Source organism: Methylobacillus flagellatus KT (assembly GCF_000013705.1).
In the GTDB taxonomy this organism is placed as follows: Bacteria; Pseudomonadota; Gammaproteobacteria; order Burkholderiales; family Methylophilaceae; genus Methylobacillus; species Methylobacillus flagellatus.
The window spans coordinates 1,042,580-1,069,474 of record NC_007947.1 but is presented as its reverse complement, the minus strand read 5'-3'; the positions used below and the strand labels follow the sequence as shown (position 1 = coordinate 1,069,474).

Annotated in this window: 28 protein-coding genes; 4 read left to right on the top strand and 24 right to left on the bottom strand. The window is 55.1% G+C overall.

Annotated elements, in window-relative coordinates:
• Positions 1 to 196: 196 nt before the first annotated feature.
• Positions 197 to 1,372 (top strand): GGDEF domain-containing protein, encoded by a 1,176-nt coding sequence (locus MFLA_RS05275; protein WP_011479251.1) that lies wholly within the window; start codon positions 197 to 199, stop codon positions 1,370 to 1,372.
• On the opposite strand, the gene MFLA_RS05270 is transcribed toward MFLA_RS05275, so the two are convergent.
• From MFLA_RS05270 to htpG, 13 genes are all read right to left on the bottom strand, one after another.
• Positions 1,350 to 2,492, bottom strand: a complete 1,143-nt coding sequence (locus MFLA_RS05270; RefSeq protein ID WP_229407185.1) for an endonuclease/exonuclease/phosphatase family protein — start codon at positions 2,490 to 2,492, stop codon at positions 1,350 to 1,352. The two genes, MFLA_RS05275 and MFLA_RS05270, sit on opposite strands and share 23 nt — an antisense overlap.
• Positions 2,459 to 2,866 (bottom strand): bZIP transcription factor, encoded by a 408-nt coding sequence (locus MFLA_RS05265; RefSeq protein ID WP_011479249.1) that lies wholly within the window; start codon positions 2,864 to 2,866, stop codon positions 2,459 to 2,461. Before MFLA_RS05265 ends, MFLA_RS05270 begins: the two co-directional genes overlap by 34 nt.
• A 60-nt stretch (positions 2,867 to 2,926) precedes the next feature.
• Positions 2,927 to 3,259 carry a DMT family transporter gene (locus MFLA_RS05260; protein WP_011479248.1) on the bottom strand — a complete coding sequence of 111 codons (333 nt, stop codon included), beginning with the start codon at positions 3,257 to 3,259 and terminating at the stop codon, positions 2,927 to 2,929.
• Positions 3,260 to 3,262: 3 nt separating this feature from the next.
• The gene (locus tag MFLA_RS05255) at positions 3,263 to 3,634 is read right to left on the bottom strand and encodes a glyoxalase superfamily protein (protein ID WP_011479247.1); all 372 of its coding nucleotides are present in this window, start codon (positions 3,632 to 3,634) and stop codon (positions 3,263 to 3,265) included.
• A 128-nt stretch (positions 3,635 to 3,762) separates the two neighbouring features.
• A complete protein-coding gene (locus MFLA_RS05250) occupies positions 3,763 to 4,332 on the bottom strand; it encodes an RBBP9/YdeN family alpha/beta hydrolase (RefSeq protein ID WP_011479246.1) in 570 nt (189 codons plus the stop codon).
• An 85-nt stretch (positions 4,333 to 4,417) separates the two neighbouring features.
• Positions 4,418 to 5,098 (bottom strand): DUF4197 domain-containing protein, encoded by a 681-nt coding sequence (locus MFLA_RS05245; protein ID WP_011479245.1) that lies wholly within the window; start codon positions 5,096 to 5,098, stop codon positions 4,418 to 4,420.
• Between the two features lie 81 nt (positions 5,099 to 5,179).
• Entirely contained in the window at positions 5,180 to 7,660 is a 2,481-nt protein-coding gene (locus tag MFLA_RS05240; RefSeq protein WP_048811569.1) for a glycogen/starch/alpha-glucan phosphorylase, read from the bottom strand.
• Between the two features lie 323 nt (positions 7,661 to 7,983).
• Complete coding sequence (locus MFLA_RS05235; protein ID WP_048811859.1) at positions 7,984 to 8,406, bottom strand: ExbD/TolR family protein; 423 nt, start codon at positions 8,404 to 8,406, stop codon at positions 7,984 to 7,986.
• Positions 8,406 to 9,155, bottom strand: coding sequence for a MotA/TolQ/ExbB proton channel family protein (locus MFLA_RS05230; protein ID WP_011479242.1), 750 nt, complete (start codon positions 9,153 to 9,155; stop codon positions 8,406 to 8,408). Before MFLA_RS05230 ends, MFLA_RS05235 begins: the two co-directional genes overlap by 1 nt.
• A 49-nt stretch (positions 9,156 to 9,204) precedes the next feature.
• A complete protein-coding gene (locus MFLA_RS05225) occupies positions 9,205 to 10,032 on the bottom strand; it encodes an energy transducer TonB (RefSeq protein ID WP_011479241.1) in 828 nt (275 codons plus the stop codon).
• On the bottom strand, positions 10,022 to 10,177 hold the full coding sequence (locus MFLA_RS05220) for a hypothetical protein (RefSeq protein WP_229407177.1): 156 nt from the start codon (positions 10,175 to 10,177) through the stop codon (positions 10,022 to 10,024). Before MFLA_RS05220 ends, MFLA_RS05225 begins: the two co-directional genes overlap by 11 nt.
• 320 nt (positions 10,178 to 10,497) lie before the next feature.
• On the bottom strand, positions 10,498 to 11,115 hold the full coding sequence (rpsD, locus tag MFLA_RS05215; protein WP_011479239.1) for a 30S ribosomal protein S4: 618 nt from the start codon (positions 11,113 to 11,115) through the stop codon (positions 10,498 to 10,500).
• A gap of 247 nt (positions 11,116 to 11,362) precedes the next feature.
• Positions 11,363 to 13,249: a molecular chaperone HtpG gene (htpG, locus tag MFLA_RS05210; RefSeq protein WP_011479238.1), complete on the bottom strand. Its 1,887-nt coding sequence runs from the start codon at positions 13,247 to 13,249 to the stop codon at positions 11,363 to 11,365.
• Between the two features lie 189 nt (positions 13,250 to 13,438).
• Between htpG and MFLA_RS05205 the strand changes: the two genes are divergently transcribed.
• On the top strand, positions 13,439 to 15,841 hold the full coding sequence (locus MFLA_RS05205; RefSeq protein WP_011479237.1) for a TonB-dependent receptor: 2,403 nt from the start codon (positions 13,439 to 13,441) through the stop codon (positions 15,839 to 15,841).
• A gap of 88 nt (positions 15,842 to 15,929) precedes the next feature.
• Entirely contained in the window at positions 15,930 to 16,217 is a 288-nt protein-coding gene (locus tag MFLA_RS05200) for a hypothetical protein (RefSeq protein ID WP_011479236.1), read from the top strand.
• Here the strand turns inward: MFLA_RS05200 and MFLA_RS05195 are convergent.
• From MFLA_RS05195 to recO, 5 genes are read right to left on the bottom strand one after another with little or no spacing between them, the layout of a single operon-like run.
• A complete protein-coding gene (locus MFLA_RS05195; RefSeq protein WP_011479235.1) occupies positions 16,195 to 16,998 on the bottom strand; it encodes a tRNA threonylcarbamoyladenosine dehydratase in 804 nt (267 codons plus the stop codon). The genes MFLA_RS05200 and MFLA_RS05195 overlap by 23 nt on opposite strands.
• Complete coding sequence (locus MFLA_RS05190) at positions 16,988 to 17,923, bottom strand: surface-adhesin E family protein (protein WP_011479234.1); 936 nt, start codon at positions 17,921 to 17,923, stop codon at positions 16,988 to 16,990. The genes MFLA_RS05195 and MFLA_RS05190 overlap by 11 nt, the downstream gene beginning before the upstream one ends.
• A gap of 3 nt (positions 17,924 to 17,926) precedes the next feature.
• Positions 17,927 to 18,307, bottom strand: a complete 381-nt coding sequence (gene acpS, locus MFLA_RS05185; RefSeq protein WP_011479233.1) for a holo-ACP synthase — start codon at positions 18,305 to 18,307, stop codon at positions 17,927 to 17,929.
• A gap of 19 nt (positions 18,308 to 18,326) precedes the next feature.
• On the bottom strand, positions 18,327 to 19,052 hold the full coding sequence (locus MFLA_RS05180) for a pyridoxine 5'-phosphate synthase (RefSeq protein WP_048811567.1): 726 nt from the start codon (positions 19,050 to 19,052) through the stop codon (positions 18,327 to 18,329).
• Positions 19,046 to 19,780, bottom strand: a complete 735-nt coding sequence (recO, locus tag MFLA_RS05175) for a DNA repair protein RecO (protein ID WP_011479231.1) — start codon at positions 19,778 to 19,780, stop codon at positions 19,046 to 19,048. Before recO ends, MFLA_RS05180 begins: the two co-directional genes overlap by 7 nt.
• A gap of 129 nt (positions 19,781 to 19,909) precedes the next feature.
• On the opposite strand from recO, the gene pagP reads away from it, so the two are divergent.
• A complete protein-coding gene (gene pagP, locus MFLA_RS05170) occupies positions 19,910 to 20,464 on the top strand; it encodes a lipid IV(A) palmitoyltransferase PagP (RefSeq protein WP_011479230.1) in 555 nt (184 codons plus the stop codon).
• A gap of 246 nt (positions 20,465 to 20,710) precedes the next feature.
• Here pagP and era read toward each other — a convergent pair whose 3' ends face one another.
• The 6 genes from era to MFLA_RS05140 all read right to left on the bottom strand — a co-directional run bounded on the left by era (position 20,711) and on the right by MFLA_RS05140 (position 26,823).
• Positions 20,711 to 21,601, bottom strand: a complete 891-nt coding sequence (gene era / locus MFLA_RS05165; RefSeq protein WP_011479229.1) for a GTPase Era — start codon at positions 21,599 to 21,601, stop codon at positions 20,711 to 20,713.
• On the bottom strand, positions 21,598 to 22,278 hold the full coding sequence (gene rnc, locus MFLA_RS05160; protein ID WP_048811857.1) for a ribonuclease III: 681 nt from the start codon (positions 22,276 to 22,278) through the stop codon (positions 21,598 to 21,600). The genes era and rnc overlap by 4 nt, the downstream gene beginning before the upstream one ends.
• A gap of 75 nt (positions 22,279 to 22,353) precedes the next feature.
• Positions 22,354 to 22,719 carry a DUF4845 domain-containing protein gene (locus MFLA_RS05155; RefSeq protein ID WP_011479227.1) on the bottom strand — a complete coding sequence of 122 codons (366 nt, stop codon included), beginning with the start codon at positions 22,717 to 22,719 and terminating at the stop codon, positions 22,354 to 22,356.
• Positions 22,720 to 22,734: 15 nt separating this feature from the next.
• Complete coding sequence (gene lepB, locus MFLA_RS05150; RefSeq protein WP_011479226.1) at positions 22,735 to 23,481, bottom strand: signal peptidase I; 747 nt, start codon at positions 23,479 to 23,481, stop codon at positions 22,735 to 22,737.
• A complete protein-coding gene (lepA, locus tag MFLA_RS05145; protein ID WP_011479225.1) occupies positions 23,478 to 25,271 on the bottom strand; it encodes a translation elongation factor 4 in 1,794 nt (597 codons plus the stop codon). Before lepA ends, lepB begins: the two co-directional genes overlap by 4 nt.
• 118 nt (positions 25,272 to 25,389) lie before the next feature.
• The gene (locus tag MFLA_RS05140) at positions 25,390 to 26,823 is read right to left on the bottom strand and encodes a DegQ family serine endoprotease (RefSeq protein WP_011479224.1); all 1,434 of its coding nucleotides are present in this window, start codon (positions 26,821 to 26,823) and stop codon (positions 25,390 to 25,392) included.
• Between the last annotated feature and the right edge of the window lie 72 nt (positions 26,824 to 26,895).

Here is a 26,895-nt window from a genome sequence, read left to right as displayed (position 1 = left end):
TGGCAGCTTCCAGGCCCTGCCTGTCGAGAGCTGCCGCACGGAAAATTATCACTGCGCAAAGAGGCTGAACGCATCGGTACTAACCTGACCTTCCCTTCCCCCGGCCACGGATTTCGAGAAAGATCGTGGATCAGCGCTTAGCTCAAGGGTAAACCGCTATAATCACTTGTTTCCAATAGGCCTATTGCATTCACCAATGCCGCAGCTTGACGTCAAAACCATTTACTTTCTAGTCGGCCTATTCGCCACGACCACAGGTGCGGTGTTATCCATCCTCGCCCTGACGGGGCGTTTTGACCGCTGGCTGAAATATTGGGGAATCAGCAATTTATGCACAGGCGCAGGGATTCTGCTGCTCACCTTTCGCGACATTGTGCCTGACTTCTATAGTATCGCAGTCGCCAATATGCTGGTCATCATCGGCTATTTTCTCTTGATGGCCACGGCACAGGGCCTGCATCACCGAAACATGACGTGGTGGCCGCATTTGCTATTCCTGGGGTTGATTGCGGGCTTGTTCCTGATGATGCAGAACGCAGATAGTTACTACAATGAGAGAACCGCGCTCAGCTCGGTTGCCTGTGGTTACTATGCCCTGCGGGTGGCCAAGATCACCAAACAGATCGCACGCGAAGAGGACATCGTGTCGGCCTACCTGGTTTTCGGGATATTTACACTCGCAGCTCTCGTGTTGGGCATGCGCATACTGGCCAGCCTCACCTATCACCTGGGAGGGGATTCGATTTTCTCGTCCGGAGGCATGAGCATGTGGGTCATCCTCTTGGCGGCCAGCATCGGTCCGTTGTGGAATATGTCGATGCTGCTTATGATCATGGAACGCATCAACCGCAACTGGATCGGCCGCGCCTTACGAGACCCGCTCACCGGCGCCCTCAATCGCGAAGGACTCAAGCGCGCCCTGGAAAACAACACCATGCGCCGCCATTCCGACAGCCATCCGTTCACTGCCTTGCTATTGGTGGACATCGACCACTTCAAGCAAGTCAATGACCAGCTGGGACATGCATTCGGCGACGAACTGCTGCGAAGCTTTGCGGATATCGTGCACCACCAATTGCGCAGCTCCGACCTGTTTGCACGCCAGGGGGGTGACGAATTCGTCATCATTCTCCCCTCGAGCGGCGAGAAGGAGGCCAGGGATGTGGCTGGACGGCTGCAAAACGCGTTTGCACAGGAGACTGACAGAGTGAAACCCGATGGGCTGGCGGTGACCTTGAGTATAGGCATTGCAGTCACCGAAAGTGACCAGCTAAGCGGCTCGCTGCACCAGCTCATGGCGCGAGCCGACTCGGCGCTCTATCAATCCAAGCATCAGGGCCGCAACCGCATCACATCGGCCCAAGCGGCTTGAAGCCGGATTGCTCCGATTTTTCCATGCCTTCCTCCACTTTATCCTGAGCCTCCTGTTCTTCTGCATCCGATGTTTCTTCGAGTGCCTGAACGTGCTCCAGATGGCGCTCAAGCTGCAAATGGGTCAGCACGGGAAAATGGTCCGAACCGATGTGTGGCAGGCGCTGCATCTTGATCAGGCCGAAGTCCGGGCTGTGAAAGATATGGTCAAGCGCCCAGCGCATGAACGGATAATCCGAATGGTAGGTACTGATATGGTGACGCCCCTTGCGCGGGTCCAGCAATCCGCTCACGCGCTGGAACAACCGCGTCGTGCGCGACCAGGCCACGTCATTGAGGTCTCCCATGACAATCACGCTCTCCTCGGTGTCACTCACAGCATCCCCGACAATCAACAGCTCGGCATCCCGCAGGACGGAATCCGGTGCCTCGGTCGGGCTGGGCGGTTCTGGATGCAGGCAATACAGCTTGACCGGGGCACCGCATGGCAGCATCACCGTGGCATGGATGGAAGGGATTTCCGGGCTGAGCAGGAATTTGACCTCGGCATCACGTAATGGCAAGCGGCTATATAAATGCATGCCATACAGATTATCCATCGGCGCACGCACCACATAGGGGTATTCAGGCTCGATTGCTGTCAGTGCCTGCTCCCACACCCGGTCAGTCTCCAGGGTTAGCAGCAAGTCAGGCCGAAGTGACCTGACCTGTTGAATCAACTTGAAATGCTGGTGATTGGTCATCAGCACATTGGCGACGATCAAGGAAATTTGCCTGTCGCGGCGGTAATGCTTGGGTCTGATCGATTTCACTTCCTGCGGAAACAGAAAGGTATAAGGCAAGACCATGCGCAGTTGGTGGGCCAATGCCAACATCAGGACCGCCAGCGCCACCCAGCGCATCGGTGACCACTCGGCATCGGGCAGCACCAGCCCGAGCAATGCCAGCATCCCGAGCGTCATGATCTGCAGTCGCGGGAAATCAAGCCCCCGGAACCACCATTCGCTGCGGCGCACCAGGGATCCCGCCGTTAATAGCGCGACCAGGGCAGTAAGGGCGTATCCCGCCAATAACATGATGTCAGGTACTATGCCGCCATCGGTGGCAAGTGCCAAATCCATGCTGAAACCGCCAGCATGGCAATCACCAGGACCATGACGATCCTGGATAGGCGTGCCACCCGGCGTCGGCCATCCTCCAGCTTGGCAACCAACTGCTCATTCTGGTCTGCCAAGGTCTTGAGCAGCTTCGAGGATTCCACCATCTGGGTCTGCAATTGGGCAATGCGCACTTCGAGCGACTGGATGCGCGCTTCCTTGTCATCATCGCTTGGCAACTCACTGTAAGGCACATCGTATACCGGGGGCTCATGATGATTCTGCTTGCCGGAGACGGCATGCCAAAACTTCCTGGCACCCTCGGCAATCTCCGGCGCCTTGCGGATCACCTCGACCCAGGGAACCACTTTCAATACAGTCAGCCATGGTGCGGCCACAATCCATTCCTTTCATTCAAAAGGGCAATACCCATTGATCAATCTAACAACAAATATACCTTAATGCCCTGTTGTCCTGGAAAACAACTGCATGACCACCACGCCCGCGATGATCAACGCCATCCCGATCACTGCAGGCAAGTCAAGTTTCTGTCCATACAGCAACGAGGCAATCACTGAAACCAGCACAATGCCCAGTCCCGACCAGACCGCATAGGCTACTCCAACCGGAATGCTGCGCAACGTCAAAGCGAGAAAATAAAATGCCGTCGCATAGCCAACGATCACCAGCGTGCTGGGCAATAATTGCGTGAAACCGTCGCTGGCCTTGAGCGCCGATGTCGCCACCACTTCAGCCGTGATGGCAATTCCCAAGTATATCCAATGCTGCATATATCACAGCTCGGTCACGGTAATAAAACTCAGGCGGTTGCCATCCGGATCGACCATCAGCATATTGCGTACACTAGGCCCCAAGTCGTTGCCGGGCGGCTCTGTGACATGCAAGCCCTGTCTCACGAACTCCGCATGTACTGCATCGACATCGTCCACATAAAAATGCACCAGCGCACCGAAAGCACAGTCCCCGACATGCTCGGTCAGGAATATCTGCATATCACCACGGGCAATGGCGGCAAAAACAGGATGTCCAGGTTCAAACTGGTGCGTCCACAATTCACGAAACCCGAGCTTTTCATAATACGGCCTGCTTAATGCATATGACGCGACGCGTACCGCCGGAATGACATGCTGGGTAACTTTCTTCATGTTTCCTCCTTTTTGCAATAGGGCTTGGCACAGCGAACACATCTCAGCAAGGTGTCCATCACAGTTGCCCTGTCGCAGGAAATAGACCTTGGTGCGTCAATGCAGAGCAATGGCGCCAGGGGAAAGTGTCACTGATCTGATGTACCACGCATGCCGACAATCATGTCATATAGTGCTGGAAACTCGGTAAATCCATCTTGTGCCATGAAATGGCCTCCGCGTTCAAACAACTCCCATGCAGCATCAAGCTTCTCCGCGAGCCGCAACGAATAGGGATAAGGCACGATATAATCATCCTGAGCGGCCAACACCAGGCGTCGGGGAACCAGGCTGATCAGCTTTTCCACATCAAGCGGTGCTGCGGTGAATGCATCCAGCGCCGGCAGAAAACTCAACGGCTCGGCAAACCCCGATACCAACGCCATGCCGCCTACCGGCTGCTCATGCTGCTCAAGGAAACGCAGCAAGGTGATGCAACCCAGACTGTGTCCGACAAAATAGGTATGCTGATCCGGCTGGACAACATGCGCATGCAGGCAGTCAAGCCAGCCCTCCATTTCAGGACGGTCAGATGCCGGCAACGCAGGCACTAAGACCCTGAAGCCCTGGCTTTCCAACGCCTGCTTGATCCATGGGAACCAATGGCTTTCCGGCGAAGCCTGGTATCCGTGAATGATATAGACAGTCCCTGCTTGCATGTTCCTCCCCGCATCACAAATATGTGGTTAGAACACTTTCCCGGCGTTAGTTCTCTCTCAGGCGCCGGGAGATAAAAAAGCAAGGTTACTTAACGGCGCTGAAAACTTTCTTGAGCAGATTGCTGGCCTGCCCCATCGGATCCTGGCGGATGGCCTTTTCCTCCTCGGCCATCATACGATAAACCCCGTCTAGCGCCTTCTGGGTGACATACTGCTCAATGTTGGCCTGGTCCTTGCCGACCAATCCGTACTTGCTGCCCATTTCGGCAAACTTATTGTATTGCTGTGCCAGCTCCACATTTTGCGTTGCGTTTTTCACGATAGGCAGGAATTTCTCCGCCATCGAGGCTGACGTGGTTCTGCGAAAATACTGTGTGGCAGAATCCTGCCCGCCAGTCAGAATATCCTTGGCGTCCTGCACACTCATCTGTTTGACTGAATTCACGAGCAATGCCTTGGCTTCAGGGACTGCGGCTTCCGCGGCCTGGTTCATTTTCAGTACCAGCTCGTCCGCCTGCTTGCCCATGCCGAACATGCGCATGGCCTTTTCTGCCTTCTGCATAGATTCAGGCAGAGGAATCCTGACCTCCGGGTTATCGAGAAATCCCCCGGCCTGTCCCAGCTGGGTGACCGCGCGCTCTGCCCCTTGCATCAGCGCCTGCTTGAGTCCCTGGCTGGCATCGGCATTGCTGATGCTGCCCAGATCCAGCGCAGCCGCATGGGTGGAAAAAATGGCAAATGATAATGCAGTCACAAGATGACGCATGGTTCCTCCCAGAAGATGGTCCACAAGGTTAGCTCAGCATTTTACTCCGCAACACACAACCATGCGCACAAGTATTGCCGCTTAATGTTGCACGGGTTTGACGTGCCAGACTTTCTCTACGTACTCACCAATGGTGCGATCACTCGAGAACTTGCCGATACGCGCGACATTGAGGATCGCCCGACGGTTCCACTCATCCTTGTCCCTGTATAGCTGGCCCACCGCATCCTGGGTGTCGATATAACTCGCATAATCGGCCAGCAGCAGGTATTGATCCCCGTTTTGCAGCAAAGCCTCCCCGATGGCACGATAACGATCTGGTTCATCGACGGAGAAAAAGCCGTTGGTGATCATGTCCAGAGCCTGCTTCAACTCGGGGTTGCCATGGTAGTAGTCCCACGGGTTGTAATGATTGGCTTTCAGCTCCGCCACTTGTTGGGTGGTCAGGCCGAAAATGAAAATATTGTCCTCCCCGACCTCCTCGCGGATTTCCACATTGGCACCATCCAGCGTTCCGATGGTAAGGGCGCCATTCAGGGCCATTTTCATGTTGCCGGTGCCCGACGCCTCGGTGCCGGCGGTGGATATTTGTTCGGAAAGATCGCTACCCGGAAACAAAAGCTCCGCTGCCGACACCTCGTAATTCGGGTAGAACACGACCTTGAGCTTATCCCCCACGGCAGGATCCTCATTGACAATAGAAGCCACGTCGTTGATCAAGCGGATAATGAGCTTGGCCATCCAATAGCCCGGCGCTGCCTTGCCACCAAAAATCACGGCGCGTGGCGTGATGTCCTTGACATGCCCGCTACGGATACGGTTGTACAAGGTCACGATGTGAAGCACATTCAGCAGCTGGCGCTTGTATTCATGTATGCGCTTGATCTGCACATCGAACAAGGCAGCAGGGTTGAGCCTGACGCCTGTCACTTGCTCAATCCGCTTGGCAAGCCGCTCCTTGTTCGCCAATTTCACCGCATGGAACGCTTTACGGAAATCGGCATCGTCAGCCAATGGCTCCAATGCGCGCAGCTTATAGAGGTCATGGTGGAAATCCTTGCCGATGACGCTTTCCAACAGCTTGGTCAATCCGGGATTGCATTGATTGAGCCAGCGACGGGGGGTAATGCCATTGGTAATATTGATGAAGCGCCCGGGGAAAATGCGGTTGAAATCGGCAAACAAGGTCGATTTCAACAGCTCGCTGTGCAAGGCAGCCACCCCGTTGACGGTATGGCTGCCAATTACGGCTAGGTGCGCCATGCGCACGCGGCGTCCATGCTCCTCATCAATAATAGACACGCGCCTGAGCAAATCGGTATCGCCAGGGAATTTGTGGTTTACCATCTGCAGGAACTCATGATTGATACGGTAGATGATACCCAAATGCCGTGGCAGTAGCCTGCCGAACATCTCCACCGACCAGGTCTCGAGTGCTTCCGGCATCAAGGTATGGTTGGTATAGGCAAATACCTTTTCACTGATTTTCCATGCCTTGTCCCAGTCCAGGTGATGCACATCCACCAGCTGATACATCAGCTCGGCCACGGCAATCGCGGGATGCGTATCGTTGAGCTGGATCGCCACCTTGTCCGGCAACACGCTCCAATCGTCGTGCTTGGCCAAGAAGCGGCGCAAGATATCCTGGATCGAGGCCGAAACGAAGAAATACTGTTGCTTCAGGCGCAGCTCCTTACCCAATACGGAGGTATCGTTAGGATAAAGCACCTTGGAGATATTCTCGTAGGCATTACGCTCTTCGACGGCCTTTTCATAGTTGCCTTCGTTGAAATGCGCAAGATCGAATTCACGCGCCGCCTTGGCCGACCATAAGCGGAGGGTGTTCACGGTCTCTGTGTCGTAGCCTGGTACCGGCATGTCATAGGCAATGGCGAGCACGCTTTCCGCATCCACCCAGTGGTATTCCATGCCCTTGGCAGTCGGGAACTCCACCACCCTGCCATAAAACCTTACTGGATACTGGCTTTCTGGTCGTTGAAACTCCCAGATATTGCCGTACCGCAGCCAATTGTCTGGATTTTCCACCTGTTGCCCCTGGCTGATTGACTGGCGGAACATCCCATATTCATAGCGGATGCCATAGCCTGTCCCAGGAATATCCATGCTCGCCATGGAGTCCAAGAAGCACGCAGCCAAGCGCCCTAAGCCGCCATTTCCCAGCGCAGCATCGTTTTCCAGCTCGACGACATCCTCCAGTTTGTGTCCCAGCGTCTTCAAGCCCTCAGCCACTTCACCCTCGATGCCCAGATTCAGTGCAGCATTTTGCAGCATGCGGCCAAGCAGGAACTCCAGAGAAAGGTAATACACTCGCTTAGGATCCTGGGCATTGTATGCCTCAGCAGTTTTGACCCAGCGTTCGACGACATGGTCACGTATGGTATATCCGGTCGCCACATACCAGTCACGGGGCGTGGAAGCTTCACTGGTCTTGAACGCAGAAAAAATCAGGTGATTCTGCAATGCTTGTGCTATCGGGGTCTTCTCGGTGGTAATCACAAGCGTGGAGGCTTTCGGCTTGTTAGATTCTTTTGCAGCAGTCATTGGCGTCTTTCCATGTGAGTTTACAAAATGCCACCCGTTGGCTTGAGTGTGGGAACCCATATTGAATGACCAACATGAAATTCTCGCGAACCTAGCACTCTCATTGTTCAGCGAGCAAAAATCAGGCCATCCGGGAGTCGTATTGCGCGCATGACCAACTCCACGCGCTTACAACAGGTGAACTCTTTACAAGACTACAATAGTGGCAGAAAGTTGAACAGTGATGGCAAGAAGCGGATTGAAATGAGACCTTATCAGGGGAACTGAGTGACAAAAAAGTAAAAAGCCGGTCATCGCCGGCTTTTTACTTTACACACCTAAAGTTACTTTGGAGTGGGATCACTCACGAAACCCAGCTTTTGTACACCTGCATTCTGGGCATACGCCATGACTTCAGCAAGCACTTGATACCTTGTCTCCTTGTCTGCACGGATATGCAGCTCCGGCTGAGGGTCCTTGTCAGCCACCTCATGCAGCCTGGCATTCAGCTCTTCGAGTGTAACGGCCTGGTCATTCCAATACATGGTGCCAGCACCATCAATCGCGATATCGATAATATCAGGCTTTTCCGGGGAAGGCTGACTGGTCGCCTGGGGCAAATCAATCTTGACCGCATGAGTCAACAAGGGAGCGGTGATGATGAAGATCACCAGCAATACCAGCATCACATCTACAAGCGGCGTGGTATTGATCTCCGACATGGGACGGTTGCCGCCCTCCGCGCCACCGACTCCACCGCCTGCCATCATGCTGTCACCTCTTTCAGCTTGGCTCCAGTACGGACAGCGGCCACGCCTGCCGTGGTCTTGCTGCTGGGATTCAATGGAGCGCCAGTGGTCAACAAAATGTGCAAGTCATTAGCGAAAGCCTCGACCTCGCTCAGAATCAGGCGATTGCGGCGCACCAGCGCGTTATAGGCCAAGACGGCAGGAATCGCCACCGCCAGGCCTAAAGCCGTCATAATCAAGGCTTCACCCACCGGACCGGCCACCTTGTCCAGAGTCGCCTGCCCGCTTTGGCTAATACTCGCCAACGCATGGTAAATACCCCATACCGTACCGAACAAACCGACAAAAGGCGCGACACTGCCTACCGATGCCAGCATGGTCAAGCCATAATCAAGACGTTCGCTCTCAGCGGAAATCTGACGGCGCATGGCACGGGCAATGAATTCATCTTTGTTGCAGGCATCTTCCACGTTGCTGCCGACATGAGACTGGTGGTGCTCGGCTGCATCCACTGCCTGGTTCGCGACGCGGGAAACAATGGTCTCGCCGCTGTCATGGCGCAATGCCGACTCAATCGAGGATGCCTGCCAGAAACTGTTGCTGTATTCCCGGTTAGCGCTGCGAATGGTCAAGGCCTGATAGAACTTCACCACCATGAGATACCAGCTTGCCACCGACATGAAGACAAGCACCACTGCAACCAGGATGGAAACCGGGCCACCGTCCAAAATGAAATCCAAGCTGTTAAATTCGTATGCATTTTCCATATTGCATTAATCCTATTTATTTAAAGTGTGACTAACCTGGTTGAACTTGCTAATCCGCAATTGAGAACCGGACGGGCGCAATCACGGAGACCTTCATCGGCTTGTTGTTACGCTTGTATGGATTGAACCTCGATTTCTTGGTCGCCTCCAGTGCAGCCTTGTCGAGACGCTCCGAACCACTGCTGCTTTCAATCTCAATGGACTCAGGCACGCCCGTTTCAGAAATCAGTATCCGCAACATCACGACCCCTTGTTCTCCCAGCCTCCTGGACATGGCAGGATAAACAGGAATTTCCTGGTGCGAATACGAGACCCCGCTGATCGCCACTTCCGGGATAGGCTGTTCTTTTGGCTCTGGCGGCGGCACCGGCTCTATCCTTTCAGCAACCACTGGCGCATCTTGGACTGGCGCCTGCGAAGGGGCCTGCTGCGCTTCCTGCGGTTGTGGCTCCGACACCTCCTCCCTGACCTCCTCCACCTGCTCCACAGGCTGTGGAGCCTCAATGGGGACAGGCTTATCCACTACCTTGGGTTTGGGCTTTGGTTTCGGCTTGGGCTGGGGCGGCTTAGGTGTAGGCTGAGGCTCCGGTTCAGTAATCGCTACCTCAGGCACAGGCTCTGGGCTCTGTACCAGACTGACCATGATAGGCGGCGCGGACTCTTCCCGGTGAGGCTCACGGGTGGAAGCAATGATCAATGCGGTAAACACTGCGGCATGAACCAAGATAGTGACAATCAACGCCTTGACAGAAAAGTGCTGTGCGTCTGGTGTCCTGGGAGTCCGCTTTGGAACTAGATTGCGAGTTGATGTCTGACTCAATTGCCCCTCAATATATTGCTCTTTTGAAAGACGTGCCAGTGCAGATTCAGTGGACATTTTTGATGCTGGTTGCAAATTGACTATGGGACTTGTTGGCAGTGTATATTGCCAAGCGGGTGGCCGCTTCCTGAATCATTTCAGCAAACGAGTTGAATGCATGATCTTCCAGGCGCAGACTCAATGCGCCGACTTCAATTTCCATGACATTACACTCCTCACAGTACAACACCCTGCATCCTTCAGCTCCAGCAAGCACTACACGCCTACAATTGTTCGCTGTCTTCATCATCATCCCGCTCGTTGTTTAGGTTGCAACCAACGGTGCCAAGCACCCTGCAACACGAGCGAAAAATGATAACTATTCTCATATATGTAGTCAAGAATAATACGCATTCTATCAGTTAATTACGCCTACTCCTTAATTATTCTTATTTGCTATCCCTAAGTCGAATGGCATCATGTTGCGGGCTTTCAGCAATAAAAAAGGCCGCAATTGCGGCCTTTTGAAATTCCTGTCAAAAATTACAGACGGTTAGCGTAATACTCGACAACCTGCTGAACATCAACTGGGAACGGCACATCTTCCGCTGCCGGCAGATGCGCAACCTTGGCCTGCTGGCTTTGCTCAGCCCAGGAGATCCATTCAGGGCGTGTCAAAGGTGGGTTGGCCAATGTTTCCACTACGATAGGCAGTTTGGTGCTGCTCGCTTTCAGTGATATTTCATCACCCACACGCACGCGAATAGAGGGGATGTTGACGGACTTGCCGTTCAACATTACATGGCGATGGGTAACCAGTTGGCGGGCAGCGGCAATCGTTGGTGCGAAACCTGCGCGGAAGACCACATTATCCAAGCGACGCTCCAACAGTTGCAGCAATGTTTCGCCGGTAGGGGATTTGCCCTTGCGCGCATCCACCATCAGGCGACGCAGTTGCTTTTCTGAGAGGCCGTAATTGAAACGCAGCTTTTGCTTTTCCTGCAGCTTGACACCGAAGTCGGACTTCTTGCGGCGTGTATTCTTGGCACCATGCTGGCCAGGAGGGGTTGGGCGTGCCTCTATGGTCTTGCGGGACAAGCCAGGCAGATCAATACCAAGTGCGCGCATTACTTTAAGACGTGGGCCGGTGAATCTAGACATTCTTTAAAACTCCTCATTAGTTGGTTTGATCAGGCTGACCTGACACTTCGCTTCCTGCACCCCGGCAATCACGCACGGAATGGATAGCTCGACGCTATCACCACGCCCGAAGGCATAGCATACCTGCACACTACGAACCTTCGCATACGCTCAACGGCTTATGCGAAGCGGCGGATTATACAATAAAAAACCGCCGTTGACCAAGGGCCAATGGCGGTTTTTTCAATGCTGACCTGACGTTGCGGGCTCAGGCAAGCATCGCGTTCACGCGGCGCACGAAAGCAGCTGGGTCTTCCAGCTGGCCGCCCTCTGCCAACAATGCCTGATCAAACAGAAGATGCGCCCAGTCGGCAAATTTCGCCTCATCCGTCACATCCTTCAGGCGCTGCACAATGCCGTGATCGGGGTTGATTTCGAGGATGGGCTTGCTGCCCGGCGTTTTCTGGCCTGCAGCCTTGAGCAGGCGCTCCAGGTTGCCGGATAGATCGTGTTCGCCCGCCACCAGGCAAGCTGGGGAGTCCGTGAGGCGGTGAGTCACGCGTACTTCTTTCACGCTATCGCCCAGTGCGGCCTGGATACGTTCGACCAATGGTTTGTATTCGTCCTCGGTTTTTTTCTGCTGCTCCTTCTCGGCTTCATCTTCCAGCTTGCCCAAGTCCAGGTCGCCCTTGGCAACAGACTGCAGCTTCTTGCCATCGAACTCGGTCAGGCTGCTCACCAGCCACTCATCGACGCGATCTGACAGCAGCAGGACCTCAATGCCTTTCTTGCGGAAGATTTCGAGGTGCGGACTATGCTTGGCCGCAGCAAAGCTATCAGCGGTAATATAGTAGATGGCCTCTTGCCCTTCCTTCATGCGGGCGATGTAATCCTTGAAGGAAACCACCTGTTCGTCAGTATCGGCATGCGTGCTGGCGAAGCGCAACAAACCCGCAATGCGTTCCTTGTTGGCAAAATCTTCTCCTGGGCCCTCTTTGAGCACGCGACCAAACTCTTTCCAGAACTTGGCATACTCTTCCGGCTTGTTCTCGGCCAGGTCTTCCAACATGCTCAATACGCGTTTCACGGAGGCGGTCTTGATGGCCTCGATATCCTTGGAGTGTTGCAGGATCTCGCGCGACACGTTCAGAGGCAGGTCGGCGCTATCGATGACGCCGCGCACGAAGCGCAGATATTGCGGCATCAATTGTTCGGCATCATCCATGATGAATACGCGCTTCACATAAAGCTTAATGCCGTGCTGGCGCTCACGGTCATAGAGGTCGAACGGCGCCTTGGAAGGAATATAGAGCAGGGAAATGTATTCCTGCTTGCCTTCCACCCGGTTATGGCTCCAAGTCAACGGGTTCTCGAAATCGTGTGAGACGTGCTTGTAGAATTCCTGGTATTCTTGTTCGGAAATATCACTCTTGTTGCGCGCCCACAAGGCAGAAGCCTTGTTCACGGTTTCATCCTCATCCGTCGGCACTTGCTCGCCATCCTTCCACTCGGATTTCTTCATGACGATGGGCAGGGTGATATGGTCGGAATACTTGCGGATAATGGATTTGAGTTTCCAATCGTTGAGGAACTCATCTTCGCCTTCGCGCAAATGCAGAACGATATCTGTACCGCGGCTTTCCTTCTCGGCAGGCTCCAGGGTGTAATCGCCCTCGCCGGTGGACTCCCAGCGCACAGCCTCATTGCTGCCTGCACGGCGGGTGGTCAGGGTCACTTTGTCGGCAATAATGAATGCAGAGTAGAAGCCCACGCCGAATTGGCCGATCAGGTTGGCATCCTTGGCTTGGTCGCCAGTGAGTGATTGTAGGAATTCCTTGGTGCCAGACTTGGCAATAGTGCCAATATTGTTGATCACCTCCTCGCGGCTCATGCCAATGCCGTTATCGGAGATAGTGATGGTGCGCGCCTGCTTGTCGAAGCTGACACGGATTTTGAGGTCGCTGTCATTGCCATAGAGGCTGTTATCTGCCAGTGCTTCGAATCGCAGCTTATCCGCGGCATCACTGGCGTTGGAAATCAACTCGCGCAATACGATTTCCTTATTGCTGTAGAGCGAATGAATCATCAATTGCAGAAGCTGTTTGACTTCCGCCTGGAAACCCAGGGTTTCCTTCTGTAGTGTCTCTGTGGACATCTTGCTCACTCCCGTTATGCAGTTGAACGACAATGTTGCCTATATAAGGGCAGCGAAACGAATTTCAAGCACCAGGCAGTAAGCCGGTGTCATTTAGATATAAAATACGCAAAAAATAATCAGAAATTAAGTTATTCATTGCCATAAGTGAGGCGGAGGTTCTGCCAGCCTCGTACGGGAGCTCCAGTCTTGAAGTACAGTACCATGGGCGTCAGCATGCTCGCCCTCATCGCCACATCCGGCCCCAGCCATGCCCATGATGAATTACCTTTACACTCAACAGAGCGAATCCAGAAACTCGAGACCACCAGCGTAACTGCCAGACGGCGCCTGGAGAAAGAGCAGGACGTCCCTGCCACCGTATCGGTAGTCAAAGGCAATCAGTTGGAAGCCGGCAGGATTTACCAATTGCAGGACCTGCCGCAGCTCATGCCCAGCCTCACGGCGCAATTCCTGCATCCGCGCCAGTCCAGCATCGCCATCCGCGGCATAGGCAACAACCCGGCCAACGAGGGGCTGGAAGGCAGCGCCGGTATCTATCTCGACAACGTATTCCTCGGCCGCCCCGGCCTGGCCGTGTTCGACCTGCTGGATATCGAGCAGGCCGAACTGCTGCGCGGCCCGCAAGGGACACTATTCGGTAAGAACACCACTGCCGGCGTGCTTAACATCACCACCCGCAAGCCGGTTTTCAAACCGGAATATTCGGCGGAAGCGAGTTACGGGTCGCGCGACTTTGAGCAATACAAGGTCATGCTCAACCAGCCAATCAATGAGATGGCAGCATTGCGCATTGCCGCCTATAAAACCCATGATGACGGCTGGGTAAAGAACACCTACGACGGCAAGAACCTCAACGAAATCAACCGTACTGGCGCACGTGGGCAACTGCTGCTGCAACCCAGCGAATCGTTTGACCTGCGCCTGATTGCCGAGCACAACGAGGAAGATTCCAGCACTGGCACCCTGGTGCCTTATCGGTATGGGCCATGGACACCCAATGCATTCATGTTTCTAGGGATACATCCGGTAACAGGCCAGCCGGTTTTCGGCCCTGATTATTCCAGTAACCTGCCTGCTGGCACTCCAGGTTCCAACGCGACCGACGCCATCACCCACGCCAACGGCCTGGGTGCATCAAATCGCGCCTATGACCCCAAGGACTACAAGGTCACATTGGACGGAAGGCAACGTACCCGTACCAGCCAGGATGCCCTCTCGGCTGAGGCCAACTGGCATTTCAATGGCTACACCCTCACCTCGATCACCGCCTGGCGGCAATGGCAATTCAAGCCAGACAACGATCTCGACCGTACCGATCTGTTTGCGGTCAACGGCGGCGTCGATGCCCGCCATAAGCAATACTCGCAAGAAATCCGCCTGGCCTCACCCCTGAGCGATGTATTCGACTACGTAGCGGGCGTCTACTACTACTATCAAGACGTTTCCAACCGCGAGCAGTACATGACCGGGCCGGATGCTTTCGCGCTGACCACCATCTACCCCGACAATTCGGCGTTTTCCGGGTCCGGCTACGCCAAGACCCACAGCTATGCGTTATTCGGACAAGGCACCTGGCACCTGTCGGAAAAACTCGACCTGACCGCAGGCCTGCGCGCCACCATGGAGAAAAAAGAAGCGCGAGTGGTGCAAGACCAGATTACCCCGTTGCCACCAATCCTCTCCCCCTTGCTTGATCATTACGATACCGGCGTGCAACACCAGAAGGATGAAAGCCTTTCCAGCCTGCTGACCGCAAGCTACTGGCTGAATGACCGTGTGCTTGGCTATGCCACCTACTCATCCAGCGAAAAATCCGGCGGCTTCAACACCAATGGCGTGGCTTCACCAGGCGCGGTGCTGGGCACCGAGGCCTTGAACATTGACCCGGAAAAAGCCAACAATCTCGAATTCGGCATCAAGTCGAGCTGGCTGGATCAGCGCTTGGTCGCCAACGCCAGCGTCTTCCTGACCAGGGTCAAGGATTACCAGGCCATCACCGGGACATCGATCAACGGCACCTATGCAGGACTGCTTACCAATGTGGGCGACCTGAGCAGCAAAGGGATGGAATTGGATTTGCGTGCCAGGGTCAGCCAGCATCTCAGCCTCAGCCTGAGCGGGGCCTACACCGATGCCAGCTTTGACCGCGGCACGGCTCCCACCCCGGCCGAGGAATTCAATGGTCCTGGCGGTACCAGTGACAGCGGCTATGGCAAAGGAACGCGCAGCATTGCAGGCAACCAGGTGAACGGCGCATCGCGCTGGGCATTCAGTAGCGGCGCCCACTTGCGCTGGAACCCTGCCGACAACCTTGAACACTATGCCAATGCACAATACAGCTGGCGCTCCGAAAGCTATGGCGACGTCAACAACTCGGAATACTCGAAGATTGCCGGATACGGCATCCTCAATGTCAGCACCGGCTTGCGGGTAACCAGCGGCAAGCATCGCTGGGACTTCTCGCTATGGGCTAAGAATGTATTGGATAAGCGCTACTTTCTCGGCCTCACCAACGCAGGCAGCAACCTCTATGTCGGTTCGGCCGGCCAGCCGCGTACGATAGGCGCCAGTCTGCGCTACGATTTCTAATCGGCAAATGCCTTAACATGTGGCTAATTTAGTGTTACACGGCTACATTTCGAGCTACACTATACCCTAATCATCAAAGGGGATTGCGATGACGAAAATCACCGTCAACAAACTAGATGAACATACGTTCGAGGTTGCCATCGAGGCAAATTCGGCGACTACGCACCGGGTGACAATAGCGCCAGACTATGCAAACACGCTCAGCCAAGGGCGCTTCGACAATGAAGTATTGATCCGGCGCTCTTTCGAGTTTCTACTGGAGCGCGAACCCAACACCAGCATTCTGCGCAGCTTCGACCTTTCCGTGATCTCGCGCTATTTTCCGGAATACGAGCGCACCATCGCCCAAGCGTTCACCCCACCGCCAAACGCTTGAGCACTGCCGCCGCGGCAATCATGCCGCATGAGGCAGTCACGGCAACCGATGAGCCATAGCCTGCGCAATTCAAACCCGTGATGCTGCCGGCCTCTACGTTGCAACTTGTTTCCGGCTGCTGTACAGGTTCGTCAGAATAAACACAGGCGATACCGAATGTTGGTAATTTCTTTTTACTGCCTGGCTTGTTTCCGTCCAATCCTTTCGGGAAGCCGTGGTCGCGCCGCAACTGATTGCGCACTTTTGCCAGCAACCTGTCGCCATGCACGTCTGCCAAGTCGGCCACCCGGATGCGTGTCGGGTCGACGCGCCCCCCCGCTCCGCCTGCCATCACCAGCGGAATCCCGAGCTTGCGGCACCATGCGGCCAAGGCTACCTTGGCCCGCGCATCGTCTATCGCGTCCAGCACCGCGTCAACACTGCTGTCCAGTAATACATCAAGGTTATCCGATGCAATGAAATCCTCAACCTCCCGCACCTCAGCCAAGGGATTGATCTCTCGCACGCGCTGCGCCATGGCCGTGACCTTGGCAAGGCCGAAAGCCCCTTCGACAGCGTGCAACTGGCGATTGACATTGGATTCGGCGATATTGTCGAGATCAACCAGCGTCAACTTGCCTATCGCGCTACGCGCCAAGGCCTCCACCGCCCATGAACCCACGCCGCCCATGCCGATCACGGCTACATGTGCATGACGAAACCTATGTAGCGCCAACTCGCCATACAGCCTGCGCACACCGCCGAACCTGCGCTCCCAATCCATCTCTATGCTATTGTCCATTTACCGGGTCCTCGCACCCAACAGCACGGATTTCGCGCTGGTATTGGTCCAGACCGTGGATAGCGCAGTGGTTTTTTTCCACCTCGTCGGCAATTTTTGCGAGGTGGTCCAAGTAGTTCTGCATGGTGTCGCAATACAGGGCGTGGGCATCGACATCAGCCTGCACGCGGGTTTCCAGCCCCTGCAAATCATGCAATGTCGCCTTGCAGGCATCTTCCTGAAATGGTGTGCGTGCAGGCTTGGCGGCCGGAGTGCAGATTGTCTTGGCAAGCTCCTGTGTGGTCGCCGACTTGCTTACCGGCACATCGGGCTGCGGCTTGTCAAACAGAAACTCGGCATGACCGTCACGCAATCTCTGCGACTGCAGTATCCTGAACGTGCCTTTGCCACAATTGAATTGCAGCGAACTCAGTGTTTGCTCATTCTTGTTGAACAACCTCACTCGCGTATTGACCTTGAACTCCTGACCTGGCAGCGCCTGCAAGGAAGCACGGTCAATCGCCACCTCGCCCGCGTTGCTGTTGCTGACGATCTCCCAGCTGGGTACCGGTGCGGAAATCGGCGCAACGCGAGCGGCGCAGTAGCGCTGTTCCAGCTGATCCGGGAGTGAACCCGGGCTGATTGGCTCTTCCGCACGTGGAGCGTCGAACCTGACCACTTGCTTGCCGTCCTTGAGCTGGAACCCCTTGAGATAACTGAACCGCCTGGTGTGGCAATCCACCTGCATGGTCGTCACCCAGATACTGGCATCAGGTTGTTCCACCTTGGTCTGCACGGTCACTTTCTGATCTGCAGTATTGCGCACCACGCTGGATTGGTCGATATAATGCTTGCCGACGCTGCTTTCCCCCGCCAGCTCCCACTGCTCAGCGCTCATTACAGCGCCTGCAAATAGCAGGCAGGCGAGCCACAGCTTACGATGCATGGTTCAGGCGCGCTCCAAAACCACGAATGCGGCAGCGATGGCTTTCTCATCACTGAGGGAAAGATGCAGGCTGCCTACGCCCTTTTCCTCCAGCCACGCCTGCAACAACGGCGCCAACCGAAACTCCGGTTTGCCTAGGGCGTCATGCCCGATACCGATATTCTCGAAACTGGCTGCGCCGCGTATGCCTGTGCCCAACGCCTTGGCGAATGCCTCCTTGGCAGCGAAGCGCTTGGCAAGAAACCTGGCCTTGACCCGGCTCGCCTCGTATTCCTGCCACTCGGCAGCATTGAGAATACGCCGGGCGAATGCGTCACCAAAGCGGCTGAGTGACTCCTCAATGCGCACCACTTCGACGATATCGGTACCTATCCCATAAATCATGCTGGAGAGTTACCGAAGCTTAGGTCGCCTTCTGCACGATCAGCGCCTTCATTTCGCGCACTGCGTACTCCCAGCCGACAAACAGGGCGTGGGCCACGATCGCATGGCCGATATTGAGTTCCTCGATACCGGGAATGCTGACAATCTCATGCACGTTGTGAATATTCAGGCCGTGCCCGGCGTTGACAGTCAGGCCCAGTGCCAGCCCATGGTCCACTGCCATGCGAATGCGCTGCAATTCAGCATGTTTTGCTGCCTCGGTACCGGCGTCGGCAAATGCCCCTGTGTGAATTTCAATGACCGGCGCGCCTGCCGCCTTGGCAGCTTCGACTTGTTCCAGCTCCGGCCCGATAAACAAGGAAACGCGAATTCCAGCATCTCCCAGCGTCTTGCAGGCGCCCTTGATAGCGCCTAGGTTGCCGATCACGTTCAGACCGCCCTCGGTCGTGCGCTCTTCGCGGCGCTCAGGCACCAGGCAGACATCCTGCGGCCTCACCTGAAGGGCGATGCCGACCATTTCGTCGGTTACCGCCATTTCCAGATTCATTTTCGTCTGCAGCAACGGACGCAACGCAAAAACATCGGCATCCTGAATATGGCGCCGGTCCTCGCGCAAATGAATGGTGATGCTGTCCGCCCCCGCCTCTTCGGCGCGCAGGGCGGCCTGCACCACACTGGGGTATTGAGTGCCGCGCGCCTGGCGCAGGGTGGCCACGTGATCGATATTGACGCCTAGTTTCATAATGCCTGCAGATCCATGAGTAGTTGTCGGGTATGTAAAGGTTTATCTCCCAGATAGTGCGCGAGCAAGGCACGCATCAATTGCTTGCTTTGCTGCTGGGTCAGCGCATCGCTGTAGTCATCCTGCGCCATGGCAAGCAATGTCTTGCCGGATAATTGTACGCCATTTGGCGGCGCTACATGCTGGCTTGTAGGGGCAGCGCCTTGTTCGGCAACGTAGGAATACATATGCTCAGGCTTGATGGCATTGCCTGCTTCGTCATACTCGAGCGGCACGGCATAGCCCAGCTCCTGCAGCATCCTGAGCTCAAAGCGACGCAAAGTAGTCGCCACCGGCACCTGGTCCTGCGCAAGTATGCGCAAGGTTTGGCTATAGTAGTCGAACAATGCGTCATGCCCATCTTCGCGCGGCAGCAAGCGCAACAGCAACTCGTTGAGGTAGAAGCCGCACATCAGCGCCTCGCCGCGCAGCAGGAGCAAACCCGCTCCCCACTCCATGCTGTGCAGGTTCTTGAGCTCGGCCTTGCCTGACCATGTCGCCTGCAGTGGCTGAAAAGCCTGCAGCATGCCGCGCATGGCAGAACGCGGACGCCTCGCGCCCTTGGCGACGGCCGCCACCCGGCCGAACTCGCGGCTGAACAACTCGACCACCAGGCTGGTTTCCTTGAACGGATAGGTATGCAGCACATACACAGGCTGATTGTCTTGGCGGTGGATGTTACTGAGTGCCATGCAAACTTTATGTTAGATTAAGAACCAGCACGCATTTTATCTCAGGTTTCCTCGCCCATATCAGCGCAGTGGAGAAACCTTTCCTCATGCTCTGCTGTCAGGTCTAGCAGATGGTTAAGGTATAGGCTTATGAATATCAGGCACGGCATCATCGCGATGAGCAGCACCATGCTCGTCCCACTGGCGGCAGAGGCCGCGTGCAACACGGACTACTCATGGATAGACAAGTCATGCGAGCGCATCTCGGATACCTGGAAAAACGGCGATCATGACCTCTACATTCCGCTTTGGACCCACCACTTGCGCTTTGCCTACGATAACGACAAGATCGACTCGTTCCGTGAATTCACCTGGGGCCTGGGATACGGACGCAGCCGCTACAATGCCGCAGGCAATTGGGAAGGTGTTTACTTGATGGCATTCTCGGACTCGCACAGCAATGTGCAACCTATGCTGGGCTATGGACACCAATGGATGATGGGACCTCGGTCGGGACTGCATGCCGGCGTCGGCTACACGGCATTCCTCACTTCGCGTGCCGATATCTACAAGAACATCCCCATCCCTGGCGTACTGCCGATTGCGTCGCTCAACTACAGGCAATACTCGGTGAACACCAGTTATGTGCCTGGCGGCCGGGGCAACGGCAATATCCTGTTCTTCTGGTCCAGGGTCGGCTTTTAGAGCCTGCTCACAATTTTTTCATGAGGTACGTTGCTCCGGCAGTGTAGTCGAAGCAAGGCGCAAACCACAGACGGGCTCATTGCCCGGCGAGGATTTGCAACACAGCAGCGGCTGCGCTGCCGGAGCAACCCGGAGGGCATGCCCCTAAAACACGTCCGCCGCGTTGCAGCATTACCTGCACACTGGGCCTTGACCAGACACGTTTTGGAGCCATGCGTACCCTATGAAAAAATTGTGAACAGGCTCTCAGTAGCCCAGGGATTTCAAGGCGCGTTCGTCGTCCGCCCAGCCACTCTTGACCTTCACCCAGGTCTCGAGCCAGATCTTGCCGCCGAACAGCTTTTCCATATCTTGGCGCGCCTCGGTGGAAATGCGCTTGAGCTTTTCGCCGCCCTTGCCGATCAGCATCGGCTTCTGGCTATCCTTGTCGACAATGATGGCGGCATGGATACGGCGCAAATTGCCTTCCTGCTCGAACTTCTCGATCTCCACCGCTACGGAATACGGCACTTCGTCCCCCAGCAAACGGAATATCTTTTCACGCAGCATTTCTGCCGCCAGGAAGCGCTCGTTACGGTCCGTCAGCTCATCCTCGCCATAAATCGCCGGCTGTTCAGGCAGGTGTTCACGGACGGCAGCCAGCAGCTCATCCAGATACAGATTTTTCTTGGCGCTTACGGGAATGATGCCGGTGAATGGAAACTCCAGGTCGAAATCCTGAATCAACGGCAACAGGTTCCCCTTGTCGCCCATCAGGTCAGCCTTGTTGACGACCAGGAATACTGGCTGATTCTTCGGCAGCAGCTGCAGCACCTTGCGGTCCGCATCTCCCAGGTGCATGGGCTCGATCACAAACAACACCACATCCACCTCGCTCAGCACCTGGGTGACGGTGCGGTTCAGGTTGCGGTTGAGCGCATTGATATGCTTTTGCTGGAAACCTGGCGTATCCACGAACAGGAATTGCGTATCTTCCGTGGTATGTATTCCCAGCAGGCGGTGCCGCGTGGTTTGCGCCTTGCGTGACGTAATGCTCAGCTTGAGGCCGAGGATATGGTTGAGCAAGGTGGACTTGCCCACGTTGGGACGGCCGACGATGGCGACGGTGCCACAACGAAAAGCGTTGGATGATGTCATTTCTTTCCTTTTTCGAGCAATTGCTCGTAAGCCAGCTGGGCGGCCTGCTGCTCAGCCGCACGTCGGCTGGAGCCTTTGCCCTCGGTGGTAATCTGGAACTTGGTGATATGGCAGCTCACCCGGAATGTCTGGCAATGCGCTTCGCCCTCGGTTGCCAAGACGTTGTATTCGGGCAGGTCTATTTTGCGCCCTTGCAGGAATTCCTGTAGCAGGGACTTGGCATCCTTGCCGATTGCCTTCGGGTCTATGCCCTCCATGCGCGGCAGGAACAAGCGCTTCACCAGCGCCTCGGCAGCCGGGTAGCCCCCGTCCAGGAAAACCGCGCCGATGATGGCTTCCATAGCATCGGCCAGCACCGAGGGGCGCCGCCAGCCGCCGCTCTTGAGTTCGCCTTCGCCAAGACGGAGGAATTCCCCCACACTCAGTTCTGTGGCAATCTCGCTCAAGGTTTGTTCCTTGACCAGCTGAGCACGCAACCGGCTGAGATCGCCCTCGGGCAATTTTGGAAAACGCAGGAACAACTGATGTGCCACCAGGAAATTCAGCACGCCGTCTCCAAGGAACTCCAGTCTCTCGTTATTGCTTCCAGAATAGCTGCGATGGGTGAGCGCCAGCGTCAGCAGGCCTTTATCCTTGAATTCGTACGCAAGCTGGCGTACCAGGCTGTTCTGGCTCAAAACGGCAGCCCGCCACGGGATACATGCAGCATTGAAAAAGCCATGCAAGCCACACGGCCAGGGCAAGATTGACGATCAACGGGCATTGTCGGTAGATGCCTCGAAGTCCAGCAAGACACTGATATTGGAAAACAAGGGCACCACGACCTGGTAATCGACCGAAAGCGCCGTCTTGCCGTTCTCATCACGCAGGAAGGTCAGGTCCCGGGCTTCGACGCTGCGGATATCGTCGATGGTGGCGCTCTTCTGGAAAGCAGCAATCATGTCCGCTTTGCTCATGCTGGAGAACCCTGGGTCATGGGCAATGCGGCTAATCGCTTTCTTGACAGCAAAATATTCGATATAGGAAGGCGCAAGCTTCATTGCCAATACAGCAAAAAATATACCCACTGCGATGACGACCACCAGGCTCAGGAATGACATGCCTTGCTGCTTTTTCATGCTGGCTCCCTCCAATTATTTGATCTTGGTGCCAATTCTGCCAAAGTCGTCAAAATTCCACCAGATCAGGAATGCCTTGCCAACCAGGTTATCCTCGGGGACGAAGCCCCAGACACGGCTGTCCTTGCTATTGTCCCGGTTGTCGCCCATGGCGAAGTAGTGACCTGGAGGCACCTCGACCTCGCCATCGAACGCCATGCCGTTTTCCTCGATTAGGATATCGTGCTTGGTATCGCCCAGCTGCTCCTGATAGCGTTTGGTCACAATCATGTTAAGGCCGGAGCCGACATACTTGTAATCATCGACATATTCAGTCTGCACCGCCTGGCCATTCACATAGAGGCGCTTGTTGCGATAGGCAATGCGATCCCCTGGCACGCCAACCACGCGCTTGATGTAGTCAATCGAGGGATCAGGCGGATAGTGGAACACAAACACATCCCCGCGTTGCGGATGCCCGATCTCAAAGAAAGTCTTGTTGAGGATAGGTACGCGCAGACCGTAGGAAAACTTGTTCACCAAGATGAAATCCCCGGCCAGCAAGGTCGGCATCATGGAGCCGGAAGGAATCTTGAATGGTTCCACAATGAAGGAACGAATCAGGAATACGGCCAGGATTACGGGGAAGAAGCTTTTGGAGTACTCCACGATCACAGGGTCTGCCGCATCTGCAGCACGCTTCTTGCGCCAGAACAAGCTGTCCAGCAGCCAGATCGCCCCAGTGATGACCAGCACCGCCAACATAAACAATGCAAACATCATTTGTCTTCAACCCTCAAAATAGCCAGGAATGCTTCCTGTGGAATTTCAACATTACCAACTTGCTTCATACGCTTCTTGCCTTCTTTCTGCTTTTCGAGAAGTTTCTTCTTGCGGGTGATGTCGCCACCATAACACTTGGCCAGGACGTTCTTGCGCATCGCTTTCACCGTCTCACGGGCAATGATATTGGCGCCGATGGAAGCCTGCACTGCAATATCAAACATCTGGCGCGGAATCAGCTCGCGCATCTTGGATACCAGTTCCCGGCCACGGTAAACGCTGTTTGAACGGTGCACAATCAACGACAATGCATCGACGCGTTCACCATTGACCATGATATCGAGCTTGACCAGGTCCGCGGCACGGAACTCAAGGAACTCATAATCCATGGAAGCATAACCACGTGACACCGATTTCAACCTGTCGAAGAAATCCAATACCACTTCATTGAGCGGCATCTCGTAACTCAGCATCACCTGCCGCCCCATATATTGCATGTTGCGTTGCACGCCGCGCTTGTTATTGCACAAGGTCATCACCGGGCCAACGTAATCCTGCGGCATCAACAGGTTGATGGTAATGATGGGTTCGCGGATTTCGGTAATGCGCGACGGCTCAGGCAGGCGCGACGGGTTCTCGATCTGCACCACCTCCCCGCTCTTGAGTAACAGCTCATACACCACAGTCGGCGCTGTGGTGATGAGATCCATGTCGTACTCGCGCTCCAGGCGCTCCTGCACGATTTCCATGTGCAACAGGCCAAGGAACCCGCACCGGAAGCCGAAGCCTAGCGCACTGGAGTTTTCTGGCTCGAATTGCAGCGAAGCATCGTTGAGGCGCAACTTTTCCAGCGCTTCGCGCAAGGCCTCGAACTGGTTCGATTCCACTGGATACAAGCCGGCAAATACCTGTGGCTTGACTTCCTTGAAGCCTGGCAAGGCTTCACTGGCTGGCCTGTCTGCAAGGGTGACAGTGTCGCCGACCTTGGCACTGGTCAGCTCCTTGATGCCCGCGATGATGAATCCCACCTCACCCGCCGACAACGAGGCACGCGGGCGGGACTTGGGTGTGAAGACACCGACCTGCTCGCAAAGGTAAGTTGCCTTGGTCGCCATCATGCGGATCTTGTCTTTGGGCTTGAGCACGCCGTCCACCACCCGCACCAGCATAATGACGCCCACATAATTGTCGAACCATGAGTCGATAATCAAAGCCTTCAAGGGTTTTTCCGGGTCGCCTACCGGCGGGGGTATCTTGGCAATCATGGTTTCCAACACATCCTGCACCCCGACACCAGTCTTGGCGGAACAACGCACGGCCTCGGAAGCATCCACGCCGATCACATCCTCGATCTCCTGCATCACGCGTTCCGGATCTGCTGCAGGCAAATCGATCTTATTGAGAACAGGAACCACCTCGACACCTTGGTCAATCGCGGTATAACAGTTCGCCACGCTTTGCGCCTCTACGCCTTGCGAAGCGTCCACGACCAGCAATGCGCCCTCGCAGGCAGCGAGAGAGCGGCTGACCTCGTAGGAAAAATCGACGTGACCGGGAGTATCGATCAGATTCAGGTTATAGACCTGCCCATCCAGCGCCTTATATTCCAATGCCGCCGTTTGTGCCTTGATGGTAATGCCGCGCTCACGCTCAATATCCATGGAGTCCAGTACCTGGGCCTCCATTTCACGGTCGGACAGCCCACCGCACAACTGGATGATACGGTCGGCCAGCGTGGACTTGCCGTGGTCGATATGAGCGATAATAGAAAAATTGCGAATATTCTTCATGTAGTTATTCTAGATTAAGCCAAGTAAAGAAGGGCGCCGAAGCGCCCTTTTACAACACTCTAATTGAGCCGGATTTTACAGGAAATACCGGCACTCAACATATTTTACTTGGCCTGCCTTACTTGCCAACCTTGACTGGTACGTACAGGGTATTGTTTTCCCGCTGCACGAGCAACGCCACTGTCTTACCCGCAGGCACCGCATTTACCTGCTTGGTGAACTGCTCCAGGCTTTGCACCTCCGTATTGTTCAGGGCTAGGATCAGATCTCCCCTGCGGATGCCTGCCTGTGCAGCAGCACCTTGCGCATCAACCACGACCAGCGCATTGCGACCATTGAGGCTACGACGCTGCTGTGGCGTCAACTCGCGTAGGGTCAACCCCAGGCGATTGGACTCTGGCTTGGCATCGGGCTGCGCAGTTGGCACAACCTCATCCTTGTCGGCCGGCATTTCACCCAGTGTAATATTCAAGGTCTTGCTAGCCCCCCTGCGCAAGACTTCGACCTGCACCTTCTTGCCAGGCTTGGTGGAACCAACGATACGCGGCAAATCGGAAGAAACATTGACATCCTTGCCATCGAACTTGATTACGACATCACCTGGCTCCAGGCCGCCCTTTTCAGCAGGACTGCCTTTTTCCACGCCGGCGACCAAAGCCCCTTTGGTATTCTTCATACCAAACGACTCAGCCAGCTCCTTGGTCATTTCCTGAATACCGATCCCAAGCCAGCCACGCGCTACGCGACCGGAAATCTTGAGCTGATTGGCAACATCCATGGCCACATCAATCGGAATGGCGAACGATAACCCCATATAACCGCCAGTTCGGCTGTATATCTGGGAGTTAATGCCTACCACCTCACCCTTGAGGTTGAATAACGGTCCGCCAGAATTGCCAGGGTTAATGGCAACATCGGTCTGGATGAAAGGCACAAAATTTTCCTGTGGCAAGGCACGGCCTTTTGCACTGACCACACCGGCGGTCAACGTACTTTCCAGTCCAAACGGGGAGCCAATTGCCACCACCCACTCCCCTACCTTCAGTTGCTCAGGATTGCCAATGGTGACCTTCGGCAGCCCTGTCGCATCAATTTTAAGCAGCGCGACATCCGTGCGGCGGTCAACCCCCACAATCTTGGCCTGAAATTCACGTTTATCATTCAGCTTGACGATCACTTCATCGGCTTCGCGAACTACATGGGCATTCGTCAGGATATAACCATCGCTGCTAATGATGAATCCTGACCCGAGGGACTGGGATTTAAATTCAGGTTGCTGTGGACCACCTTGTCCGCGCGGCACACCCGGAAACCCTGGAATGCCAAAACGGCGAAAGAATTCATTCAATGCCTCATCTTCGGGGAATCCGGGAAAAGGAGATCCACCTATTCCAGACTGTACGACCTGGGTCACGCTGATATTGACCACTGCCGCTCCCTGCTTTTCCGCCAGCTCGGTAAAATCGGGCAATTCCTTGGCTAAAACCGGCGTTGCCCCCGCCATACCAACAAATAAACAAATTGCTGACATGGCAATTAGCTTTTTAAACATTGCGTCACCTCGTTAACACGTCACACTCATACGCTGCCAAGAACTTTGTAGCAGCAAACTCACACACCATCA

Bases quoted from the DNA above. Each gene is read 5' to 3' on its own strand.
- MFLA_RS05275 (WP_011479251.1), top strand. From the start codon at position 197: ATGCCGCAGCTTGACGTCAAAACCATTTACTTTCTAGTCGGCCTATTC.
- MFLA_RS05270 (WP_229407185.1), bottom strand. From the start codon at position 2,492: ATGGATTTGGCACTTGCCACCGATGGCGGCATAGTACCTGACATCATG.
- MFLA_RS05260 (WP_011479248.1), bottom strand. From the start codon at position 3,259: ATGCAGCATTGGATATACTTGGGAATTGCCATCACGGCTGAAGTGGTG.
- MFLA_RS05255 (WP_011479247.1), bottom strand. From the start codon at position 3,634: ATGAAGAAAGTTACCCAGCATGTCATTCCGGCGGTACGCGTCGCGTCA.
- MFLA_RS05250 (WP_011479246.1), bottom strand. From the start codon at position 4,332: ATGCAAGCAGGGACTGTCTATATCATTCACGGATACCAGGCTTCGCCG.
- MFLA_RS05245 (WP_011479245.1), bottom strand. From the start codon at position 5,098: ATGCGTCATCTTGTGACTGCATTATCATTTGCCATTTTTTCCACCCAT.
- MFLA_RS05240 (WP_048811569.1), bottom strand. From the start codon at position 7,660: ATGACTGCTGCAAAAGAATCTAACAAGCCGAAAGCCTCCACGCTTGTG.
- MFLA_RS05235 (WP_048811859.1), bottom strand. From the start codon at position 8,406: ATGGCAGGCGGTGGAGTCGGTGGCGCGGAGGGCGGCAACCGTCCCATG.
- MFLA_RS05230 (WP_011479242.1), bottom strand. From the start codon at position 9,155: ATGGAAAATGCATACGAATTTAACAGCTTGGATTTCATTTTGGACGGT.
- MFLA_RS05225 (WP_011479241.1), bottom strand. From the start codon at position 10,032: ATGTCCACTGAATCTGCACTGGCACGTCTTTCAAAAGAGCAATATATT.
- MFLA_RS05220 (WP_229407177.1), bottom strand. From the start codon at position 10,177: ATGGAAATTGAAGTCGGCGCATTGAGTCTGCGCCTGGAAGATCATGCA.
- rpsD (WP_011479239.1), bottom strand. From the start codon at position 11,115: ATGTCTAGATTCACCGGCCCACGTCTTAAAGTAATGCGCGCACTTGGT.
- htpG (WP_011479238.1), bottom strand. From the start codon at position 13,249: ATGTCCACAGAGACACTACAGAAGGAAACCCTGGGTTTCCAGGCGGAA.
- MFLA_RS05200 (WP_011479236.1), top strand. From the start codon at position 15,930: ATGACGAAAATCACCGTCAACAAACTAGATGAACATACGTTCGAGGTT.
- MFLA_RS05195 (WP_011479235.1), bottom strand. From the start codon at position 16,998: ATGGACAATAGCATAGAGATGGATTGGGAGCGCAGGTTCGGCGGTGTG.
- MFLA_RS05190 (WP_011479234.1), bottom strand. From the start codon at position 17,923: ATGCATCGTAAGCTGTGGCTCGCCTGCCTGCTATTTGCAGGCGCTGTA.
- acpS (WP_011479233.1), bottom strand. From the start codon at position 18,307: ATGATTTATGGGATAGGTACCGATATCGTCGAAGTGGTGCGCATTGAG.
- recO (WP_011479231.1), bottom strand. From the start codon at position 19,780: ATGGCACTCAGTAACATCCACCGCCAAGACAATCAGCCTGTGTATGTG.
- pagP (WP_011479230.1), top strand. From the start codon at position 19,910: ATGAATATCAGGCACGGCATCATCGCGATGAGCAGCACCATGCTCGTC.
- era (WP_011479229.1), bottom strand. From the start codon at position 21,601: ATGACATCATCCAACGCTTTTCGTTGTGGCACCGTCGCCATCGTCGGC.
- MFLA_RS05155 (WP_011479227.1), bottom strand. From the start codon at position 22,719: ATGAAAAAGCAGCAAGGCATGTCATTCCTGAGCCTGGTGGTCGTCATC.
- lepB (WP_011479226.1), bottom strand. From the start codon at position 23,481: ATGATGTTTGCATTGTTTATGTTGGCGGTGCTGGTCATCACTGGGGCG.
- lepA (WP_011479225.1), bottom strand. From the start codon at position 25,271: ATGAAGAATATTCGCAATTTTTCTATTATCGCTCATATCGACCACGGC.
- MFLA_RS05140 (WP_011479224.1), bottom strand. From the start codon at position 26,823: ATGTTTAAAAAGCTAATTGCCATGTCAGCAATTTGTTTATTTGTTGGT.